Raw genomic sequence first — 21293 nt, forward strand, 5'->3', positions numbered from 1 at the left:
ATGCCGGAGCGAAGGAACCCCGAGCCTTAGCGAGGGGCCGTACGTTCGGGGCGAGCGTTTTTTTGCTTACTTTTTTTAGGCGTTTGTAAAAAAAGTGAGTCGCCGTCAGGGCGAAACCATAAGCCGCCGTTACCGAAGAAACGGATATGTACTCAGTCAACAAAGCAAACGCCGGCTATCAGGCCGCCTGAGCAGGCAAACCGGATTGCCGAACCGCCGCTTGATTGAGAATTAGAAATCCCGCTTGTAGAAGATGTCCAGCGAACTGGCCACGCCGCCGGCGGCTTCGAGGTAGACCTTTTTGCTCAGCTTGTAGCGCAAGGCAATGGTGTTGGCCGGTTCGAACACGCCGACGCCATAGCGCAGGCTGAGCTTCTCGGAAATATTGCCGCTGGCCACCACACTGGTGGCAGTACCGCTACCCTGGGTGTCGAGCTGGAAGTCCTGGATGCCCAGGTTCTTGGCGATGCCGCTGGTCACCCCGGAACTGCCCATCAAGCCCAGACCGAGGGCCGCCTGGGCGAGCATGTTGTTGTCCTCGCCATTGCTGCTCAGCGGACGCCCGAGCACCAGATAGGACAGGGCCTCCTCCTGGCTCATGGCCGGTTCGGAAAAGATCTGTGTGGTCGGCTGCTCAGCGCTGCCACTGAGGCGAATGCCGGCGATGATGTCGCCGGTCTTGCGAATGGCCTCGATGTCCAGGTACGGCTGATCGATGGGTCCGGCAAACAGCAAGCGTGCCCGGCGCACCGAAAGCCGTTGGCCGTAGGCGCGATAACGCCCGTCGTTGAGCCACAGCTCGCCACGGGTGTCCATATTGTCGCCGATGTGCACATGCCCCTGCACATTCGCCGTCAGGCCAAATCCTGCAAAGCTCAGCTTGTCCTCGCCGACCAGCACTTCGATGTCCATCTTCATCGCCAGCGGCGGTTTACCCTCCTCGGTTTGCTGACCAATGATCACCGTGTCATCGGAGACCTTGACCGTCGATGGCGGCAATTCGCGAATGGTGATTTCGCCCTTGGGCACCAGCACTTTGCCGGCGATGGCCAACTCGCCATCCTTCATCGATATTTTCAGGTCCGGTGCGACCTCAAGCTTGGCGTAAGGCTCGACGGTGACCGGCAACTGCGAACCCTTGAGCGCCAGATCCACCGCCAGCACCTTGCCCCAGGCGATGTTGCCGTTCAGGCTGCCCTGTCCGGCCTTGCCGCTGTTCCAGCCGCCGTTCAGTTGCACGCTTTCACCGGCGATGAGCGCTTGAACGTGCAGGTTTTGCAGTTCCATCGGCAATTCAGGCCCGGCAACTACGCCGTCGCTGAGTTGCAGGCTGCCATTGACCTGTGGCGCCAACAGCCCACCGGAAATCGTGCCACTGCCATTCAGGCGCCCGGCCAGCTTTTCAACCATGGGCACAAACGGTCGCGCCACCGACAGGTCCAGCCCGCTCAAGCGGAACGAGCCGCTCAACGGTTTGTTTTGCGGCAATGGATTGAGCTGCGCCTGCACCATCAGCTCGCCGAGTTTGCCGCCGACAAAATTGAGCTCGGTGTCGATGCGCTTGGGCGTGAGTTTGCTGGTGAGTTTCAGGGTCTGGTACGGGAAGTCCAGCCACTGGTCCTTGTCCTTGATGCGCAACGTGCCGCCGCCGGCATCGACGCTGACCTGGCCATTCGGGCCACTGGCCGGCAGGTCCAGTTGCAGGTCGGCGTTGAGTCGGCCCTGCCAGGCGAAATCCTTCGGCAACCACTGCGCGAGGCTGTCGATCGGGAATTGCTTGAGGTGATAACGCAGCTTCGGCTCGGGCATCAGGCGCGAGTCCTCACCGCACAGGCTGGCCTGGCCGGATGCCCAGCAGTGGGCGCCAAAGTTGATTTTGCCGTCCGCCAGGCGTTCGAGTTTCGCCGGCCCTTGCAGCTTCCAGTCCTGGCCACCGGCCTGGATATCACCGCTGGCCAGGCGTCCGCGCCAATTGCCTTTGTCCAGCGCACCGTCCAGCCCCAGCGCCAGTTTCAGCTTTGGCCCTTGCAGATCGAGGCTCAACTTCTGGTTCTTGATGTCGCCCTGGCCGCTGGCGGTCAGGGTTCCCAGTGAAGTGTCGCCCGCCCGGATGCCGCTGCCCTTGAGGCCGATTTTCGCCCGTTGCGCACTGTCCAGCGTGGCGTCCAGGTTCAGGCTTTGCAGGCGATGGTCCTGGAAAGCCAGTTGCGAGCCTTGCAGGTCAAACTTGCCTTGGGGCGCCTTGAGCGTGCCGGCGACATCCACGCGGCCATTGAGCTGGCCGCGCAGCTGCGGCCAGAGCTGGGCCAGGCGCGGCAGCTTGAGATCGATCTGGCCGGCGAGTTTCTGTTGCAGACTGCCCTTGCCAGTGATGCTGTTATCGCCGAGGCGAACTTGCAGGGCGTTGAAGTTCCATTGCTCACCACGGCCATCGGCCTTGGCCTGGATCACCGCCGGTTGCCCGCGCAGTTTGCCCTTGAGGTCCAGGTCGGCATTGAGGCTGAGCGTGTCATTCTTCATTTCGCCGGTGCTGCGTAACGGCCCGGCCAGTGTGCCCGGCAGCTCCGCGACCCAGTACGCCGGGTTGATCGCCGACAAGTCCAGCGCGGTGTCCCAGGCAATGCCATCGGCGAATTGCAGGTTCAGGTGCCCTTCGGCCTTGCCCTGCCCGGCCTGGAGTTGAATCTGTTGCAGGTAGATTTTCGTCAGGTCGCCCGCGAACGGACTGGCCAGGGTGAAAGCGCCGGCTGGGCCATCCGCCGCCGCGTCAAAATGACCGAGGTACTTGCCGTCGGTGTAAGAAACTTCGCCGGTGAACGTGCGAAGCGCTACTTGCGGTTCGTCGATGAGCGGATAGAGCCTGTGCCACGGGAAGTCCAGCCAGTCGATCTTCGCCTCGGCGCTCAGGCCCTTGCTCCAATCCACAAGCCCTGTGAGCTTGAGGCTTTGCTTGTCGTTGGCGATCAGGTCCAGCACAGCGATCTGTGCGCCATTGGCGTCGACCTTGCCTTGCAGCGCCAGGGCGACTGGCCCTTGCTCGGCGGGCAACGTGGCTTTGCCGAGCAGCGCGTAGCCGTTCTTCAAGTCGCCAGCACCCGTGAGTTCAAGCTGATTGAGTTGCAGGGTGTCCGGCAGATCGGCACCGGGCTTGAAGCCGTCGGCGGTGATCCGCACCTTGGCCGGCAGGTTTTCCACCAGCGGTTGCAGTTCGCCGCTCAGTTGCCCGTTGAGGTAACCGCTGCTGTCGGCTTTCAGGCTCAGGGTCTTCAGCAGGTCGCCGTCGATCTTCAATGCCAGCGCCAGGGGTTCAGGCGTCGACAACAGGGTCAGCTTGCCTTCGGCGCTAAGGGGCCAGTCGCCGGAGGGTTGCAGCAGACCGGACAGGTTCAGATTCAGGTCATCGTGCTGTATCGACACCGCGTCGATCTTCAAACCGGCCGTCGTCCAGTGCGCCGCCAGTTGCAAACCCTTGAGTTCTTCGCTGCCGTTGAACAACAGGCTGCCGACCTTGATCTCCCCCAGTTCGATGGCCAACGGCAACTTGAGCTCCGGGAGCGTGATCGGGCCGCTGTCTGGCTCTTCGGCACCCGGCGGGAACGTCAGGCTGACCTGATCGGCCTGCAATTGCTCGATGCACAAAGTCATGCGCGTCAGGCACAACGGCGACCAGGCAAAAATCACCTTGCTCAGCTCAACCCGGTTGTCGGCCCGTTGCCACAGCACCCGGTCGACACTCCACTGCCCGCCCAACCGGCCCTGGAAGTTTTCCAGGGTCAACCCCGGAACGAAGCCCAACGCCCAGCGGCTGCCCGTCGCCGTGCCTAGCACCGTGGCCAGCGTCAGGACAACCAGCATCAACAGTGCCGCCATCGTCAGCAGCGTTACTTTCAAACCACGCTTCACAGCTCAGGCCCCATGGAAAAGTGCAGTCGAATGCCGCCATCGTCGTCCAGCGCATGGGCCAGGTCGAGGCGGATCGGCCCCACCGGCGAGACCCAGCGCACGCCGATACCGACCCCGGTCTTGAGGTTCGGCAGTTCGAGAGTGTTGAAGGAGTTGCCCTGATCGACAAAGGTTGCGATCCGCCATTTTTCGGCGATGGAATACTGATACTCCGCGCTGGCGGCCACCATGTAGCGGCCACCGATGCGCTCACCGTCGGAGTTTTCCGGGGACAGGCTCTGATAGTCGTAACCGCGCACGCTCTGATCGCCACCGGCGAAGAAGCGCAGCGATGGCGGTACTGATTTGAAGCCGTTGGTGGCACTGCCGCCGACCTGCACCCGCCCGAGGAAACGATGGTTGTCAAACACCGTGGTCAGGCCCTTGACCAATGCCGTGCCGTAGAGCAGGTTGCTGTCGGAACCCAGGCCTTCCTTGGCCACTTTGGATTCGAATTGCAGGCGATAGCCGTTATGCGGGTCGATGCGGTTGTCGCTTTTGAGGTACGAATAGCTCACACCTGGCATCAGCAAGGTACTCAGTCCCGAGTCGTCGCCCAGTTGGTAGTCCTCGCGCTGCCACTTCAGCGACACTACCCGTTGCCAGCCACTGGGCAATTTGCTGTGCCACTCGGGGCCCAGGGTCAGCAGCTTGCTGCGGCTGTCCTTATCGGCGATTTCTTCATTCTGGTAACCACCGGCAAAACGCAGTTTGTCGGTCAGTGGCGGGTCCAGCGGAATGTCGTAGAATAGCCCGACGTTTTGCCGAGGTGCCGAGACTTCGGTTTCCCAGCCATAACTGTGCCCTTGCGCGTTGACCCAGTGCCGGGTCCAGTTGGCCTTGGCCCGTGGACCGACGTCGGTGGAAAAGCCAAGGCCCAGGCTCATGGTCCGGGGCTTGCGGGTTTCGAGCTTGACGTCCACCGGGATCGCATCGTCCTTGGACGCCGCGGGCGCCGCGTCCACGCGCACGCCTTCGAAGTAGCCGCTCGATTGCAGGTTCTGATTGAGCTCGGCGATCAGTTCCGAGTCATACGGCGTACCGGCCTTGAACGGCACCATGCGTTGCAGCAGCTCGTCATCGAACGGCGTATCGCCCTCGAAACTAACCTTGCCCAAGGTATAACGCGGACCGCTTTCATAGATCAGTTCGATATCGGCGACGCCGGCACGCGGGTCGACCGACAGTTTTGAACGGGTGAACCGGCCGCTGAAAAAGCCATAACGCGAAGCCTGATTCTGGATCAGCCGCTTGGCGTCCTCGTAATGCCCATGATTGAGCACGGCGCCGGGCTTGAGCGCGTCGTTCTTGGGGATTCGAAAGGACTTGAGGGAGGCTGCCGGACCGTCGACACGCACCGTGACGTTGCGCAGGTGCACCGGCTCGCCGGGGTCGACCGTAAGCACCAGGCGCGGCTTTTCGCCGCCCTTCACTTCACTGTCGATGTGCGGCTGGTAATAACCCAGGGCCTGGGAGGCCTTGCGCGCCTGTTCTTCGGCGCCACGGCTGAAGCGCAGCAACGCTTCTTCATCGCGATCGCCGAGGCTGCCGATATAGCCTTCGATATTGGCTTTCAGCTCATCATTGGACGGCTTGATCCGTACATCCAATTCACTTTGTGCCAGCGCTGCGCAGCTGGTCATCAGCATCAGCACACCGCTGGTAATTCTTCCTGGAAACTTCATAGGCGCGGATGCTATCACGAGCTTGAGAGCGTGATAGAGCCTGACATGCCCGGAAAGTTCGTCACTTAAGCCGATGCGGTATGCAACACCTGGGGATTGGGGTGAAAAAATACGTGCTCGCGAATCGGTCCTACGGCGACCTCACCGATTTCCTCGTAGCCCTGACGCTTGTAGAACTCCAGATAACGCGGATTCCCGGTGTCGAGGATCACGCCCTGGGAGTTTTCATCCACCGCGCACCAGTTGTGCACGGCTTGCAGCAACTGCTCGCCGAAATGTTTGCCCTGGAATTGTGGATGCACCCCCAGCAATGGCAGGACGTGCACCGAGTCGTTTGGCACGCAGGCCTCCACGGCAGCGTGATATTCGAGGTAGCGACGGGTGCAGCGAAACCCTGTACTGAGCACCATGCGCAGGCGCCAGGCCCAACTTTCGGTGACGCCAAGGCGGCGTTGCGGCGGTGCGATCAGGGCGATGCCGATCAAGCGGTCGTTGACCAGCAGGCCAATGGCTGGCAGATCCTGGAGAAAATGCTGGGTCACCAGCTCACGCACGGTGGCGCGAACCCGCTGTTCGTAACCGGGGCGTTCGGCTTCGAACAAATAGCCGAAAGTCGGCTCGTGTCGATAAGCCTGGTACAGCAGCGAACGCGCTTCGCGGGTGTAGCCGCTGTCGAGCATGTGAATATCGGCGATGGCGGTTTCGGGCATGACGGATGATCTCCCTGGCACAGCTCGGGTGGCTGCGCTCTTGTTGTTACGAGCCTGTCGGTGCTGACACAGTTCCTTACAGATCCGAAATGAGTGTAGGCAATGAAATCGCCTTCGTCGGAACGCCGCCCGGAGCAAGCCCGCTCCCACAGGTGCCGTGGTGTGAGCAAATTCTGTGGACGATACAACACACTGTGGGAGCGGGCTTGCTCGCGAAGGGGCCAGGACTGCCTACACAGATCTGACAGAACCCAGTAAATCCCCTCACCCCACACTGGCCCGATTCCCACATGTCAGCTAGCATCGCCCTTTTGCCAGGACTGCCGACCATGAAGATCGTCTCCTTCAACATCAACGGGCTGCGCGCCCGTCCCCATCAGCTGGCGGCGCTGATCGAAAAGCACCAGCCCGATGTGATCGGCTTGCAGGAAACCAAGGTCCACGACGAACAGTTCCCGCTGGCCGAGGTGCAGGCCCTGGGTTATCACGTGTACTTCCACGGGCAAAAAGGCCATTACGGCGTCGCCCTGCTCTCGCGCCAGGAGCCACTGGCCCTGCATAAAGGCTTCGCCACCGATGAAGAAGACGCTCAGCGGCGCTTCATCTGGGGCACCTTCGCCGACGCCAACGGCGTGCCGGTGACCATCATGAACGGCTACTTCCCACAGGGCGAAAGCCGCGACCACCCGACCAAATTCCCGGCCAAGGAACGTTTCTACAGCGACTTGCAGCAATTGCTGGAAAGCCAGTTCAAGAACGACCAGCCGCTGGTGGTGATGGGCGATGTGAACATTTCCCCGGAAGACTGCGACATCGGCATCGGCCCGGACAACATGAAGCGCTGGCTGAAAACCGGCAAATGCAGCTTCCTGCCGGAAGAGCGCGAGTGGATGGCCCGCCTGAAGAACTGGGGCCTGGTCGACAGTTTCCGCCACCTGAACCCGGACGTGACCGACACCTTCAGCTGGTTCGACTACCGCAGCCGTGGCTTCGAGGACGAACCCAAGCGTGGCCTGCGTATCGACCTGATCCTCGCCTCCCACGGCTTGCTGCCACGGGTGAAGGCCGCGGGGGTGGACTACGAACTGCGCGGCATGGAAAAACCCTCGGACCATGCGCCGATCTGGCTTGAGTTGAGCTGATCCCTGACGGCTGCATCACCCCCCACATGAGAAAGTGTCATTTTTCGGAAACGTTACTGACTTAATCTCCCGGCACCTCCTTTGGCTATGTAAGGTGCCGGCATGATGCTGCGCGTGTTGTTCCTGTTGATGCTGTGCACGGGCTGGCCGCAGGCGGTCTCGGCCGGAGACTTGCCGACACCCGAACACGGCCCGGTGCTGCGGATTCAGGGCTCCAACACCATCGGCGCGGCATTGGGACCGGCGCTGGTCGAGGGTCTGCTGAGTGAACAGGGCCTGCGCAGGATCCACCGCGAAACCCGGGACACCGCCAACGAACTGCGCATCGTCGGCGAAACCGCTGAGGGCCATCGGGTCGTGGTGGAGGTGGCGGCCCATGGTTCCAGCACCGGTTTCACTGCACTCAAAGCAGGCAGCGCCGATCTTGCCGCCTCGTCACGCCCGATCAAGGACAGCGAACTGGCCAGCCTGCAATCGCTCGGTGACCTGAAAAGCCCGAGCGCCGAACAGGTCATTGCCATCGACGGCCTGGCGATCATCCTTCACCCGGACAATCCGCTGATCCAGCTCGACACCCTGCAACTGGCGCGTATTTTCAGTGGTGAGGTGAAATCCTGGGAAGACATCGGCGGTCGCGGCGGGCCGATTCATCTATATGCGCGGGATGATCAGTCCGGGACCTACGACACCTTCAAGGAACTGGTCCTCAGCGGCCGAGGGAAAACCCTCGGCAGCGCGGCGAAACGCTTCGAGTCCAGCGAACAACTCTCTGATGCGGTCAGCGCAGACCCGCAAGGCATCGGTTTTATCGGTTTGCCCTATGTGCGCCAGGCCAGGGCCGTGGCCATTGTCGACGGTCAATCACAAGCCATGCTGCCGCTCAACAGCTTGATTGCCACGGAAGATTATCCGCTGTCCCGTCGGTTGTTCTTCTACCTGCCACCCAACGGGAAAAATCCCTGGGCTGACGCTCTGGTGGCCTTTGCCCAAAGCAGCAACGGCCAGGCCATAGTCGCAGCGAACGGCTTTGTTGCCCAAACCGTCCAGGCCATGGCCGTTACCCCCAATGCGTTGATGCCCGAGGGTTATCAGGCGCTGAGTCGACATGCTCAACGGCTGTCGGTGAATTTTCGCTTCGAGGAAGGCAGTGCCAGCCTGGACAACAAGGCGCGGCAAGACCTGACGCGAGTGCTCGACTATATAAAGCAGCACGGCAAGACCGATGGTCAGGTCACGTTGGTGGGGTTTGGCGATGCCAAGAGCGACCCGGCACGCGCCGATCTGTTGTCGAAGCTGCGGGCCATGGCGGTACGGCGGGAGTTGGTGAAGAGCGGCGTGGTGTTTCGCGAGATTCGCGGATTCGGCGCGCAGATGCCGGTGGCGGCCAACAGCGCCGATGAGGGAAGGATCAAGAATCGGCGGGTTGAGGTTTGGGTGTATTGAGTCTGATACTGTTGTGTTGAATCGGCTGACGCTTTCGCGAGCAGGCTCGCTCCCACAGGTCCAGTGATAACCCTGTGGGAGCGAGCCTGCTCGCGAATGGCAGGCGCCGCGGTCTTAATGCCCGCTACGCATCATCTCCTTCGGCACATACTTGCCGATTTCGAACTTGCCGATCGCCGCACGGTGCACTTCGTCCGGGCCATCGGCCAGGCGCAGGGTGCGCTGCATCGCGTACATGTAGGCCAGCGGGAAATCGTTGGAAACCCCTGCCCCGCCATGGATCTGGATCGCCCGGTCGATCACCCGCAACGCAACGTTCGGCGCGACGACCTTGATCTGCGCGATCTCGCTTTTCGCCACTTTGTTGCCGACGGTGTCCATCATGTACGCCGCTTTCAACGTCAGCAGGCGTGCCATGTCGATTTCCATCCGCGAGTCGGCGATCTTGTCGATGTTGCCGCCCAGGCGTGCCAGCGGCTTGCCGAACGCCGTGCGGCTCACCGAGCGTTTGCACATCAGTTCCAGCGCGCGCTCGGCCATGCCGATCGAACGCATGCAGTGGTGAATCCGGCCAGGGCCGAGGCGACCTTGTGCGATTTCGAAGCCGCGTCCTTCGCCCAACAGGACGTTTTCGTACGGCACCCGCACGTTTTCAAAGTGCACTTCGGCGTGCCCATGAGGTGCATCGTCATAACCGAACACCGGCAGCGGACGCACGATCTTCACACCGGGTGCATCCACCGGCACCAGAATCATCGAGTGCTGGGCATGACGCGGCGCATCCGGATTGCTCAGGCCCATGAAGATCAGGATTTTGCAGCGCGGGTCGCAAGCACCCGACGTCCACCACTTCTTGCCGTTGATCACCCACTCGTCGCCATCGCGCACGGCACGGGCGGCCATGTTGGTGGCGTCGGAGGATGCGACATCCGGTTCGGTCATGGCGAATGCCGAGCGGATCTCGCCGCGCAACAAGGGTTCGAGCCAGCGTTGTTTCTGCTCTTCGTTGGCGTAACGCACCAGCACTTCCATGTTGCCGGTGTCCGGAGCCGAGCAGTTGAACGGCTCTGGTCCCAGCAACGAGCGGCCCATGATTTCCGCCAGCGGCGCGTATTCGAGGTTGGTCAACCCGGCACCCAGTTCGGACTCAGGCAGAAACAAATTCCACAGGCCTTCGGCCTTGGCCTTGAGTTTGAGTTCTTCCATGATCGCGGTCGGCTGCCAGCGATCGCCCTCAGCGACCTGACGCTCGAACACGGCTTCGGCGGGATAAACGTAGGTGTCCATGAACGCTGTTACGCGCTCACGCAGTTCCTGAACCTTGGGCGAATAAGCGAAATCCATGAGCGAGATACCTTCTTGGGGGAGGTTGTTTAGGTCATGCAATCGATGCTAGAACAGCGTTGATAATTTACCTAGCCTATTCTCGGCGTGTATAAACATTCATCACCGATATATGATCGGCTGATCATCAAGACCAGCCCGCCCACACAATAAGAGAGCCGCGTAATGAATCTGAGCAAGGTCGATCTCAACCTTTTCATCGTCTTCGACGCGATCTACACCGAAGCCAACCTGACCCGTGCCGGGCAGATTGTGGGCATTACCCAGCCAGCGGTGTCGAACGCTCTGGCCCGGCTGCGCGAGACCTTCAACGACCCGTTGTTCGTGCGCACCGCCCAGGGCATGGTGCCGACGCCAATGGCCCAGAACATCATCGGCCCGGTGCGTAACGCGCTCTCGCTGCTGCGCGTGTCAGTGCAGGAAAGCCGCATTTTCAACCCGCAGCAAGCCGTCAAGACTTACCGCATCAGCATGACCGACCTGACAGAAGCGGTGATCCTGCCGCTACTGTTCCAGCGCCTGCGTCGCCTGGCGCCGGCGGTGATCATCGAAAGCTTCCTGTCCAAACGCCGCGAAACCACCAAGGAGCTAGCGGCCGGTCGCCTCGACTTCGCGGTGGATGCGCCGCTCAACACCGACCCGCAGGTGCGTCACGTCAAGTTGATGGAGGACCGCTACGTGTGCGCCATGCGCAAGGGGCATCCGCTGGCGGGCAAGGAGAAACTCACGCTGGATGATTACCTGGGCCTGACCCACATCCATATTTCCAGCCGCCGCAGCGGCCTCGGCTATGTCGACCTGGCGCTGGGCAAGATGGGCATCCAGCGCAAGATCGCCCTGCGCTCCCAGCATTACCTGATGGCCTCGCAGGTGTTGCAGCAGACCGACATGGTCATGACCGTGCCGGAACGCTTCGCCCGCCGTAACGACCTGCACGCCTTTTATCTGCCGGTCAACGATGTGCCGCCGGTGGAAACCCACCTTTACTGGCACGAAAGTACTGACCAGGACCCGGCGAACCGCTGGATGCGCGAGCAGATGATCGAGTTGTGCCAGCAGGTGACGGCGCAGGAGAAAAAGCTCGAGAAGGTATAGGGCTTGATACCGAGGTGCCCCTATCGCGAGCAGGCTCGCTCCCACAGGGATATTTGTCGTACACAGATATTGAGTTCAATGAAGAACCACTGTGGGAGCGAGCCTGCTCGCGATGAGGCCAGCAAGAGCAGCGAAAATCCATGCCCCTTGACGTAAACGTCAACCTGCCATTAGCTTAGCGCCATGACCTTTTGCGAGCGCGCCCATGAGCAGCCAGACCTACAGCATTTCCGATCTCGCCCGCGAGCTCGACATCACCACCCGCGCCATTCGCTTTTATGAAGAGCAAGGCCTGCTCAGCCCCGAGCGCCGCGGCCAGGAACGCATTTACTCGCCCCGCGACAAGGTCAGCCTGAAACTGATCCTGCGGGGCAAGCGCATCGGTTTCTCCCTGGCTGAATGCCGCGAGCTGATCGAGCTCTACGACCCGTCCAGCGGTAACACCAAGCAACTGCACAGCATGCTGGCGAAAATCAGCGAGCGCCGTGAACAGCTTGAACAGCAGTTGCTGGACATCGAACAGATGAAGCTTGAACTGGATACCGCCGAAGAGCGCTGCGTGCAGGCGCTGGAGCAGACGCTCAAAAGCCAGGAATCGGTTCAGTAAATCCACACTATCCACTGTGGGAGCGAGCTTGCTCGCGATAGCGGAGTGTCAGTCACCAAAAATGTTGAATGTGATGCCCTCATCGCGAGCAAGCTCGCTCCCACAGGGTTCTCAGCGCATTCAGACAATAACAACAGGTCGAACCCCATGTCCCTCCCCACCCACGTACGCATCGTCGAAGTCGGCCCACGCGATGGCCTGCAAAATGAAGCCCAACCCATCAGTGTTACCGACAAGGTACAACTGGTCGATGCGCTGACCGCAGCCGGGCTCGGCTATATAGAAGTCGGCAGTTTCGTGTCGCCCAAGTGGGTGCCGCAGATGGCCGGCTCCGCCGAAGTCTTCGCGCAGATCCAGCGCAAACCGGGCGTGGTCTACGGCGCGCTCGCCCCCAACCTGCGCGGCTTCGAAGATGCCCTCGCCGCCGGGGTCAAGGAAGTGGCCGTATTCGCCGCGGCATCCGAAGCGTTTTCCCAGCGCAATATCAATTGCTCGATCAGCGAAAGCCTGGAGCGTTTCGGGCCGATCATGGAGGCCGCCAGACAACATGGTGTGACCGTGCGCGGGTATGTGTCCTGTGTGCTGGGCTGCCCCTATGAAGGTAACGTCGCCCCGGAGCAGGTCGCCGTGGTCGCCCGCGAGCTCTATGCCATGGGCTGCTATGAGGTCTCGCTGGGGGACACCATCGGCACCGGCACCGCTGGCGCAACCCGCAGGATGTTTGAAGTGGTATCGAAGGATGTGCCCCGGGAGAAGCTCGCAGGGCACTTCCACGACACCTACGGCCAGGCAGTGGCCAACATCTACGCCAGCCTGCTGGAAGGCATCTCGGTGTTCGACAGCTCCATCGCCGGTCTCGGCGGCTGCCCCTATGCCAAGGGTGCCAGCGGTAACGTCGCCACCGAAGACGTGGTTTACCTGCTCAACGGCCTGGGCATCGACACCGGAATCGACCTCGACGCCTTGCTGCTCGCTGGTCAGCAGATTTGTACCGTACTGGGTCGCCCTACCGGCTCCCGCGTGGCCAAGGCCCGCAGCGCACAGTGAGTGCGCCGAGTGTGTCCTGGTGTTACCGCTGTGTCTGAAACGTGGGCGTAAGCGAGTAACACGGAAACAAAATGTAGGGTTTTGCCTGAGACGCAAAACCCTACAAATTCGTAAAGCATTGATTTTAAAGGCTTTTTAAAAGTTGGCACGCCTCCTGCTATCTCTATCGCACAACAAGAATAAAAAAAATTGCGGCAAACCTAATAAAAACAAGACGTAACGACTCTGACATAACAAAAACAACACGGCAGAGACGCAGCTAACAGATTTTTTTGGAGAAGATGTGCTTTTCAGGGTGCTTTTCGGAGTTACCCGCAACCGGACAGAGAATAATAAAACTACCCTCAGGTAGCTCCCGTACTGGTTGGATCGCTTAGCGAAAAAGTAGATCAGCGCTCAAAAAAATACGTTTGCTCTTGATCCCGGATGGGGATCGCCAAAAACAGCGGTAAAGGGCAACGGTTGCCAAAAACAACAACAGACCGACCCTCAATAATAAAAAAAGAGCACGCGCAACGAAAATTAAAGGGGAGCTTCGGCTCCCCTTTGTGCTGTCTGCGATTCTGAAAACTGTGCAAGACACTGTGGGAGCGAGCTTGCTCGCGATTGCGGTGGTTCAGTCGACAGATCTTCTGAATGTACTTCCGCTATCGCGAGCAAGCTCGCTCCCACAGGGGATTGTGGTCAGCCCCGAGTCCCGCGCAACTCCTCGATACTGATCTCACGCATCCGGAATTTCTGGATCTTGCCAGTCACCGTCATCGGAAACTCCTCGACGAACTTGAAGTAACGCGGCGTCTTGAAGTGCGCGATGCGCTCCTTGCACCAGGTTTGCAGCTCTTGTTCGGTGGCGCTGTGGCCGGGGTGGAACTTGATCCAGGCGACGATCTCTTCGCCGTAGCGCGAGCAAGGAATGCCGATCACCTGCACATCCGCAACAGCCGGGTGAGTGAAGAAAAACTCTTCCAGCTCCCGTGGGTAGATGTTCTCACCGCCACGGATGATCATGTCCTTGTTGCGCCCGGCAATGCACACGTAACCCTCGTCGTTCATGCTCGCCAGGTCACCGGTGTGCATCCACCCTGCCTGATCGATGGCGTCTGCCGTGCCTTCGGGGTTGTTCCAATAGCCGAGCATCACGCTGTAACCGCGGGTGCACAGCTCGCCGATGGTGCCGCGCGGTACCAGGTTGCCCGCCTCGTCGATAATCTTGCTTTCCAGTTGCGGCTGCGTGCGGCCGACGGTGGTCACGCGCAGTTCCAGGTCGTCTGAAGGACCGGTCTGCAACGACACCGGACTGGTTTCCGTCATGCCGTAGGCAATCTGCACTTCGCTCATGTGCATTTCGCTGATGACCCGGCGCATCACCTCGATAGGACAGGTTGCGCCTGCCATGATTCCGGTGCGCAGGCTCGACAGGTCGAACTGGGCACGCTGAGGTTGATCGAGCATGGCAATGAACATGGTCGGTACGCCGTACAGCGCAGTGGCTTTTTCTTCGGCCACGGTGCCGAGGGTCAGCAACGGATCGAATGCGTCGTTCGGGTAAATCATCGTACTGCCATGGGTGATGCAGCCAAGATTGCCCATGACCATACCGAAGCAGTGATACAACGGCACCGGGATCACCAGGCGATCTGCGGCGGTCAGGCCGAGGCTTTCGCCGACCATGTAGCCGTTGTTGAGAATGTTGTAGTGACTGAGGGTCGCGCCTTTGGGGAAACCAGTGGTGCCGGAGGTATACTGGATATTCACCGGCTGATCGAAATGCAGGCTGTCCTGGCGTTCATGCAGTCGCTCGACCGTCACGCTGCCCGCCAGATCGGCCAGTTGCGACCAGGGCAGGAATCCCGACGGTGGCTGCGCATCCAGGCTGATGACGCCACGCAACTCCGGCAACCGCTCACTCTGCAACTTGCCAATGGATTGCTCGGCCAACTCCGGCACCAGGCCTTGCAGCATCGCGTGATAGTCCGAGGACTTGAAGGCCCCGGCACACACAAGCCATTGGCAGCCGGACTGCTTCAACACGTATTCGAGTTCGGAACTGCGATACGCGGGATTGATGTTGACCAGGATCACGCCGATTTTCGCAGTGGCAATCTGGCTGATGCACCACTGCGCACAGTTCGGCGCCCAGATACCGAGGCGGTCCCCGGCTTGCAGCCCCAGCGCCAGCAGTGCTCTGGCGTTCAGATCCGCAGCCTCGGCCAATTGCCGCCAGGTGTAACGCAGCTGCTGATGGCGCACCACCAGCGCCTCCCCGTCCGGGTACTGCGCAACCGTGTTGTCGAATGCCTGGCCAATGGTCATCGCCAGCAAGGCTTTGTCCTGGGAACCACGGGTGTAACTGCGTTGCGGGCTTGCACTGGGTTGATCCATGACGACCCCTATTGTCTTTATTTATGGGCTACCGGCGGTCCCACAGGATGGGTCCGCGTTCTATCTTGAACTGGCTCTACTCTCGCTCAAGTTGACGTTAACGTAAAGGGTGATTGACAGCCATTCGTCACAGGCTTACGTTAACGTAAAGGTGAGAACCCATTGACAGTCTCACCAACCGACAAAAAAGCCAAAAGGTGACCCATGAGCTATCCATCCCTGAACTTTGCCCTCGGTGAAACCATCGACATGCTGCGCGATCAGGTCCAGTCCTTCGTCGCCAAGGAGATCGCCCCGCGCGCCGCTCAGATCGACATCGACAACCTGTTCCCCGCCGACCTGTGGCGCAAGTTCGGCGACATGGGCCTGCTGGGCATTACCGTGCCGGAAGAGTACGGCGGTGCCGGCCTGGGTTATCTGGCCCACGTGGTGGCCATGGAAGAAATCAGCCGCGGCTCGGCCTCGGTGGCGTTGTCCTACGGCGCTCACTCCAACCTGTGCGTTAACCAGATCAACCGCAACGGCAACCACGAACAGAAATCCAAGTACCTGCCCAAGCTGATCAGCGGCGAGCACATCGGCGCCCTGGCCATGAGCGAGCCGAATGCGGGTTCCGACGTGGTATCGATGAAACTGCGCGCCGACAAACGTGGCGACAAGTACGTGCTCAACGGCAGCAAGACCTGGATCACCAACGGTCCGGACGCCAACACCTATGTGATCTACGCCAAAACCGACCTGGAAAAGGGCCCCCACGGCATCACCGCCTTCATCGTCGAGCGCGACTGGAAAGGCTTCAGCCGCAGCAACAAGTTCGACAAGCTCGGCATGCGCGGTTCGAACACCTGCGAGCTGTTCTTCGATGACGTCGAAGTGCCGGAAGAAAACATCCTCGGTGTGCTCAACGGCGGTGTGAAAGTGCTGATGAGCGGCCTCGACTACGAGCGCGTCGTTCTTTCAGGCGGCCCGACCGGGATCATGCAGGCGTGCATGGACCTGATCGTGCCGTACATCCACGACCGCAAGCAGTTCGGCCAAAGCATCGGCGAATTCCAGCTGATCCAGGGCAAGGTCGCCGACATGTACACCCAACTCAACGCCAGCCGCGCCTACCTGTACGCTGTGGCCCAGGCCTGCGAGCGCGGCGAAACCACACGCAAGGACGCCGCCGGCGTGATCCTCTACAGCGCCGAACGCGCCACGCAAATGGCCCTCGACGCGATCCAGATTCTCGGCGGCAACGGCTACATCAATGAATTCCCCGCCGGCCGTCTGTTGCGTGACGCCAAGCTGTACGAAATCGGCGCGGGCACCAGTGAGATCCGTCGCATGCTGATCGGTCGCGAACTGTTCAACGAAACCCGCTAAACGGAGCTGTCCATGGCTACCCTGCATACCCAGCTCAACCCCCGTTCAGCGGAGTTCGCCACCAATAGCGCGGCGATGCTCAAGCAGGTCGACGCGTTGCACACCCTGCTCGCCCAAGTGGCGCAAGGTGGCGGCCCGAAGGCACAGGAACGCCACACCTCGCGGGGCAAACTGCTGCCTCGCGAGCGCATCAACCGCCTGCTCGATCCGGGTTCGCCGTTTCTGGAGATCAGCCAACTGGCGGCGTACGAGGTGTATGGCGAAGACGTCCCCGCCGCTGGCGTGATTGCCGGGATCGGCCGTGTGGAAGGCGTCGAGTGCATGATCGTCGCCAACGACGCCACGGTAAAAGGTGGCTCGTACTACCCGCTGACGGTGAAAAAACACCTGCGCGCCCAGACCATCGCCCAGCAGAATCGCCTGCCGTGCATCTATCTGGTGGATTCGGGCGGCGCCAACCTGCCGCGCCAGGATGAAGTGTTTCCGGACCGCGAGCACTTCGGGCGGATCTTCTTCAACCAGGCCAACATGAGCGCCATGGGCATTCCGCAGATTGCCGTGGTCATGGGTTCCTGCACCGCTGGCGGCGCCTATGTACCGGCGATGGCCGACGAAGCGATCATGGTCCGCGATCAAGCGACGATCTTCCTCGCCGGCCCGCCGCTGGTGAAAGCCGCAACCGGTGAAGTGGTCAGTGCCGAGGACCTTGGCGGGGCCGATGTGCACTGCAAGATTTCCGGGGTGGCCGACCATTACGCCGAGAGCGATGAACACGCCCTGGCACTGGCACGCCGCAGCGTCGCCAACCTCAACTGGCGCAAGCTGGGTGAAGTTCAGCAACGCACGCCGATCGCCCCGCTCTACAGCAGCGACGAGTTGTACGGCGTGGTCCCGGCCGACGCCAAGCAACCGTTTGACGTGCGCGAAGTGATTGCACGGCTGGTGGATGGTTCGGTGTTCGACGAGTTCAAGGCGCTGTTCGGGACGACACTGGTCTGCGGTTTTGCTTACCTGCACGGTTACCCGATCGCCATCCTCGCCAACAACGGCATCCTGTTCGCTGAAGCCGCGCAAAAAGGCGCGCACTTTATCGAACTGGCGTGCCAGCGCGGCATCCCGCTGCTGTTCCTGCAGAACATCACCGGCTTCATGGTCGGCCAGAAGTACGAGGCCGGCGGCATCGCCAAGCACGGCGCAAAACTGGTGACCGCCGTGGCCTGCGCCAAGGTGCCGAAGTTCACCGTGATCATCGGCGGCAGCTTCGGCGCCGGTAACTACGGCATGTGCGGTCGCGCCTACGATCCGCGTTTTCTGTGGATGTGGCCGAATGCGCGCATCGGCGTGATGGGCGCCGAACAGGCGGCCGGCGTGCTGGTGCAGGTCAAGCGCGAACAGGCTGAACGCAGCGGCCAGGGTTTCAGCGCCGAACAGGAAGCCGAGATCAAGCAACCGATCCTCGACCAGTACGAAGAACAGGGTCACCCCTACTATTCCAGCGCGCGCCTGTGGGACGACGGTGTCATCGACCCGGCCCAGACCCGAGACGTACTGGCCCTGACCTTGTCCGCGTCGTTGAACGCGCCAATCGAACCGAGCCGCTTCGGCGTGTTCCGGATGTGATTTTTTTGTAGGAGCGAGCTTGCTCGCGATGGACGTTAACGATAACGCGTGTTTTCTGAATAAACGCGCCGCCCTGTAAACCATCGCGAGCAAGCTCGCTCCTACAAGGACCGTGGAGACGGACGAATATGAGCGACTTCAACACCCTCGAACTGCTGACCGACCCCCGTGGTTTTGCCACGCTGTGGCTCAGCCGTGAAGAAAAGAACAACGCCTTCAATGCCGAAATGATCCGCGAACTGATCCTCGCCCTCGACAAAGTCGCGAGTGACGCCAGCCTTCGGTTTCTGATCGTGCGCGGTCGCGGCAAGCATTTCAGCGCCGGCGCCGACCTGGCCTGGATGCAGCAATCGGCCGAGCTCGATTACGCCACCAACCTCGATGACGCCCGGGAACTGGCGGAGTTGATGTACAACCTGGCCAAACTGAAAATTCCGACCCTGGCGGTGGTGCAAGGCGCAGCCTTTGGTGGCGCGCTGGGCCTGATCAGTTGCTGCGACATGGCCATCGGTGCCGATGATGCGCAGTTCTGCCTGTCGGAAGTACGCATCGGCCTGGCACCGGCGGTGATCAGCCCGTTCGTGGTGCAAGCCATTGGCGAGCGCGCGACCCGTCGCTATGCCTTGACCGCTGAGCGCTTCGGCGGGCAACGGGCGCGGGAAATCGGTTTGTTGTCGGAGAGCTATGCAAGTGCCGAACTGGAACAGAAAGTCGAGCAGTGGATCGACAATCTGCTGCTCAACAGTCCGGCCGCGATGCGCGCCAGCAAGGACCTGTTGCGCGAAGTCGGCGACGGCTCACTGACCCCGGCATTGCGCCGCTACACCGAAAACGCCATCGCCCGCATCCGCGTCAGCCCCGAAGGCCAGGAAGGCCTGCGCGCCTTCCTGCAAAAACGTCCGCCGAACTGGCAAGCACAAACCACCAAGGAGCCCCGTTGATGAGCGCACCTGTCCTCACCACCCTGCTGGTGGCCAACCGTGGCGAAATCGCTTGCCGGGTGATGCGTACCGCCAAGGCCCTGGGCCTGACCACCGTGGCCGTGCACAGCGCCACCGACCGTGACGCCCGGCACAGCCGCGAAGCTGACATTCGGGTCGACCTCGGTGGCAGCAAAGCCGCCGACAGCTATCTGCAGATCGACAAACTGATCGCCGCCGCCAAGGCCAGCGGCGCCCAGGCGATTCACCCCGGCTATGGCTTTTTATCCGAGAACGCCGGGTTCGCCCGCGCCATCGAAAACGCCGGCCTGATATTCCTCGGCCCGCCCGCCTCGGCCATCGACGCCATGGGCAGCAAGTCCGCCGCCAAAGCCTTGATGGAAACCGCTGGCGTGCCACTGGTGCCCGGTTATCACGGCGAAGCCCAGGACCTGGAAACCTTCCGCGCCGCCTGCGAACGCATCGGCTACCCGGTGCTGCTCAAAGCCACCGCGGGTGGCGGTGGCAAAGGCATGAAAGTGGTCGAGGACGTCAGCCAACTGGCCGAAGCCCTGGCCTCGGCCCAGCGTGAAGCGCAATCGTCGTTCGGCGACTCGCGGATGCTGGTGGAGAAGTACCTGCTCAAACCGCGTCACGTGGAAATCCAGGTGTTCGCCGACCAACACGGCAACTGCCTATACCTCAACGAACGTGACTGCTCGATTCAGCGTCGACACCAGAAAGTCGTCGAAGAAGCGCCAGCACCGGGCCTGAGCCCGGAATTACGTCAGGCCATGGGTGAAGCCGCCGTGCGTTCGGCCCAGGCCATCGGTTATGTCGGTGCCGGCACCGTGGAGTTTCTGCTGGATGCGCGCGGCGAATTCTTCTTCATGGAGATGAACACGCGTCTGCAAGTGGAACACCCGGTCACCGAAGCCATCACCGGCCTCGACCTGGTGGCCTGGCAGATTCGCGTGGCTCGTGGCGAAGCCTTGCCGATGACTCAGGACCAGGTGCCGCTGGTGGGTCACGCGATCGAAGTGCGGCTGTATGCCGAAGACCCGGGCAATGATTTCCTGCCGGCGACCGGTCGTCTGGAGTTGTATCGCGAATCCGCCCAGGGGCCGGGACGACGAGTGGACAGCGGCGTTGAAGAAGGCGATGAAATTTCGCCCTTCTACGACCCGATGCTCGGCAAGTTGATTGCCTGGGGCGAGGATCGTGAACAAGCGCGTTTGCGCCTGCTGAGCATGCTCGACGAATTCGCCATTGGCGGGTTGAAGACCAACATCAACTTCCTGCGACGCATCATCGGCCACCCGGCATTTGCCGCAGCCGAACTGGATACCGGCTTCATTCCGCGCTATCAGGAGCAGTTGCTGCCGGCCCCAGCGGAACTCAGCGATGACTTCTGGCAAGCCGCCGCCCAGGCGTTTGCCCAGAGCCAGCCGCCTGCCACCCGCGCCGATGACCCGAGTTCGCCATGGGCGGCGGGTAACGGGCTGCGCGCTGGATTGCCGAGAGAGATCACCCTGCATCTGAGTTGTGAAGGCCAGGACCGGGCGCTGACGCTGGGCGACATCAATGCCCACAGCGCTCGGCTCACGGGCGAGCATCTGCTGACCGAGCAGGCTGGCGTGCGCCGTCAACACCGCGCAATACGCCGTGGCGAACATGTGTACTTGCAGTGGGATGGCGAGTTGCACCGCATCGAGGCTTACGACCCGATCAGCGCCGTCGAGGCCAGCCACAGCCATCACGGCGGGCTGACCGCACCCATGAACGGCAGCATCGTCCGTGTGTTGGTGGAGGCCGGGCAATCGGTCGAAGCCGGGGCGCAATTGGTGGTACTTGAGGCCATGAAGATGGAGCACAGCATCCGCGCGCCCCATGCAGGGGTGATCAAGGCGCTATATTGCCAGGAAGGCGAGATGGTCAGCGAAGGCAGTGCACTGGTAGAACTGGAAGAAGCGTGAAATGAAGATCGG

14 protein-coding genes are annotated in these 21293 nt (G+C 61.1%); 9 read left to right on the forward strand and 5 right to left on the reverse strand.

The features are described from left to right. Positions 1–231: 231 nt before the first annotated feature. The 3 genes from WHX55_RS20890 to WHX55_RS20900 form a co-directional block, all read right to left on the reverse strand. Complete coding sequence (locus tag WHX55_RS20890; RefSeq protein WP_353741208.1) at positions 232–3903, reverse strand: translocation/assembly module TamB domain-containing protein; 3672 nt, start codon at positions 3901–3903, stop codon at positions 232–234. Then, complete coding sequence (locus WHX55_RS20895; RefSeq protein ID WP_353741209.1) at positions 3900–5627, reverse strand: autotransporter assembly complex family protein; 1728 nt, start codon at positions 5625–5627, stop codon at positions 3900–3902. The genes WHX55_RS20890 and WHX55_RS20895 overlap by 4 nt, the downstream gene beginning before the upstream one ends. Positions 5628–5692: 65 nt before the next feature. Continuing rightward, complete coding sequence (locus tag WHX55_RS20900) at positions 5693–6337, reverse strand: GNAT family N-acetyltransferase (protein WP_151214450.1); 645 nt, start codon at positions 6335–6337, stop codon at positions 5693–5695. 329 nt (positions 6338–6666) lie between these two features. Between WHX55_RS20900 and xthA the strand changes: the two genes are divergently transcribed. After that, entirely contained in the window at positions 6667–7479 is an 813-nt protein-coding gene (gene xthA / locus WHX55_RS20905) for an exodeoxyribonuclease III (protein ID WP_150725913.1), read from the forward strand. A gap of 102 nt (positions 7480–7581) precedes the next feature. After that, the gene (locus WHX55_RS20910; protein ID WP_353741210.1) at positions 7582–8922 is read left to right on the forward strand and encodes a phosphate ABC transporter substrate-binding/OmpA family protein; all 1341 of its coding nucleotides are present in this window, start codon (positions 7582–7584) and stop codon (positions 8920–8922) included. Between the two features lie 114 nt (positions 8923–9036). On the opposite strand, the gene WHX55_RS20915 is transcribed toward WHX55_RS20910, so the two are convergent. Further along, positions 9037–10266, reverse strand: a complete 1230-nt coding sequence (locus WHX55_RS20915) for an acyl-CoA dehydrogenase (RefSeq protein WP_008053616.1) — start codon at positions 10264–10266, stop codon at positions 9037–9039. A 165-nt stretch (positions 10267–10431) separates the two neighbouring features. On the opposite strand from WHX55_RS20915, the gene WHX55_RS20920 reads away from it, so the two are divergent. The 3 genes from WHX55_RS20920 (at position 10432) to WHX55_RS20930 (ending at position 13015) form a co-directional block, all read left to right on the forward strand. Beyond that, a complete protein-coding gene (locus WHX55_RS20920; RefSeq protein ID WP_150725911.1) occupies positions 10432–11361 on the forward strand; it encodes a LysR family transcriptional regulator in 930 nt (309 codons plus the stop codon). Positions 11362–11566: 205 nt separating this feature from the next. Continuing rightward, on the forward strand, positions 11567–11968 hold the full coding sequence (locus tag WHX55_RS20925) for a MerR family DNA-binding transcriptional regulator (protein ID WP_007992801.1): 402 nt from the start codon (positions 11567–11569) through the stop codon (positions 11966–11968). Between the two features lie 147 nt (positions 11969–12115). Then, complete coding sequence (locus tag WHX55_RS20930) at positions 12116–13015, forward strand: hydroxymethylglutaryl-CoA lyase (RefSeq protein ID WP_151214452.1); 900 nt, start codon at positions 12116–12118, stop codon at positions 13013–13015. Positions 13016–13699: 684 nt separating this feature from the next. Here WHX55_RS20930 and WHX55_RS20935 read toward each other — a convergent pair. Then, the gene (locus tag WHX55_RS20935) at positions 13700–15397 is read right to left on the reverse strand and encodes an AMP-binding protein (protein WP_353741211.1); all 1698 of its coding nucleotides are present in this window, start codon (positions 15395–15397) and stop codon (positions 13700–13702) included. Positions 15398–15601: 204 nt separating this feature from the next. Between WHX55_RS20935 and WHX55_RS20940 the strand changes: the two genes are divergently transcribed. The 4 genes from WHX55_RS20940 to WHX55_RS20955 all read left to right on the forward strand — a co-directional run bounded on the left by WHX55_RS20940 (position 15602) and on the right by WHX55_RS20955 (position 21281). Then, positions 15602–16765 (forward strand): isovaleryl-CoA dehydrogenase, encoded by a 1164-nt coding sequence (locus WHX55_RS20940; protein WP_007946948.1) that lies wholly within the window; start codon positions 15602–15604, stop codon positions 16763–16765. A 12-nt stretch (positions 16766–16777) separates the two neighbouring features. After that, the gene (locus tag WHX55_RS20945) at positions 16778–18385 is read left to right on the forward strand and encodes a carboxyl transferase domain-containing protein (protein ID WP_353741212.1); all 1608 of its coding nucleotides are present in this window, start codon (positions 16778–16780) and stop codon (positions 18383–18385) included. A 128-nt stretch (positions 18386–18513) separates the two neighbouring features. After that, a complete protein-coding gene (locus tag WHX55_RS20950) occupies positions 18514–19326 on the forward strand; it encodes a gamma-carboxygeranoyl-CoA hydratase (RefSeq protein WP_150758942.1) in 813 nt (270 codons plus the stop codon). Next, on the forward strand, positions 19326–21281 hold the full coding sequence (locus tag WHX55_RS20955; RefSeq protein WP_353741213.1) for an acetyl/propionyl/methylcrotonyl-CoA carboxylase subunit alpha: 1956 nt from the start codon (positions 19326–19328) through the stop codon (positions 21279–21281). Before WHX55_RS20950 ends, WHX55_RS20955 begins: the two co-directional genes overlap by 1 nt. Positions 21282–21293: the final 12 nt, after the last annotated feature.

The sequence above is a fragment of the Pseudomonas fluorescens genome (assembly GCF_040448305.1).
GTDB classification, from domain to species: Bacteria; Pseudomonadota; Gammaproteobacteria; order Pseudomonadales; family Pseudomonadaceae; genus Aquipseudomonas; species Aquipseudomonas fluorescens_BH.

What these genes read in the sequence shown, in the direction of transcription:
- WHX55_RS20895 (WP_353741209.1), bottom strand. Translation starts at nt 5,627, where the DNA reads ATGAAGTTTCCAGGAAGAATTACCAGCGGTGTGCTGATGCTGATGACC.
- WHX55_RS20900 (WP_151214450.1), bottom strand. Translation starts at nt 6,337, where the DNA reads ATGCCCGAAACCGCCATCGCCGATATTCACATGCTCGACAGCGGCTAC.
- xthA (WP_150725913.1), top strand. Translation starts at nt 6,667, where the DNA reads ATGAAGATCGTCTCCTTCAACATCAACGGGCTGCGCGCCCGTCCCCAT.
- WHX55_RS20910 (WP_353741210.1), top strand. Translation starts at nt 7,582, where the DNA reads ATGATGCTGCGCGTGTTGTTCCTGTTGATGCTGTGCACGGGCTGGCCG.
- WHX55_RS20915 (WP_008053616.1), bottom strand. Translation starts at nt 10,266, where the DNA reads ATGGATTTCGCTTATTCGCCCAAGGTTCAGGAACTGCGTGAGCGCGTA.
- WHX55_RS20920 (WP_150725911.1), top strand. Translation starts at nt 10,432, where the DNA reads ATGAATCTGAGCAAGGTCGATCTCAACCTTTTCATCGTCTTCGACGCG.
- WHX55_RS20925 (WP_007992801.1), top strand. Translation starts at nt 11,567, where the DNA reads ATGAGCAGCCAGACCTACAGCATTTCCGATCTCGCCCGCGAGCTCGAC.
- WHX55_RS20930 (WP_151214452.1), top strand. Translation starts at nt 12,116, where the DNA reads ATGTCCCTCCCCACCCACGTACGCATCGTCGAAGTCGGCCCACGCGAT.
- WHX55_RS20935 (WP_353741211.1), bottom strand. Translation starts at nt 15,397, where the DNA reads ATGGATCAACCCAGTGCAAGCCCGCAACGCAGTTACACCCGTGGTTCC.
- WHX55_RS20940 (WP_007946948.1), top strand. Translation starts at nt 15,602, where the DNA reads ATGAGCTATCCATCCCTGAACTTTGCCCTCGGTGAAACCATCGACATG.
- WHX55_RS20945 (WP_353741212.1), top strand. Translation starts at nt 16,778, where the DNA reads ATGGCTACCCTGCATACCCAGCTCAACCCCCGTTCAGCGGAGTTCGCC.
- WHX55_RS20950 (WP_150758942.1), top strand. Translation starts at nt 18,514, where the DNA reads ATGAGCGACTTCAACACCCTCGAACTGCTGACCGACCCCCGTGGTTTT.
- WHX55_RS20955 (WP_353741213.1), top strand. Translation starts at nt 19,326, where the DNA reads ATGAGCGCACCTGTCCTCACCACCCTGCTGGTGGCCAACCGTGGCGAA.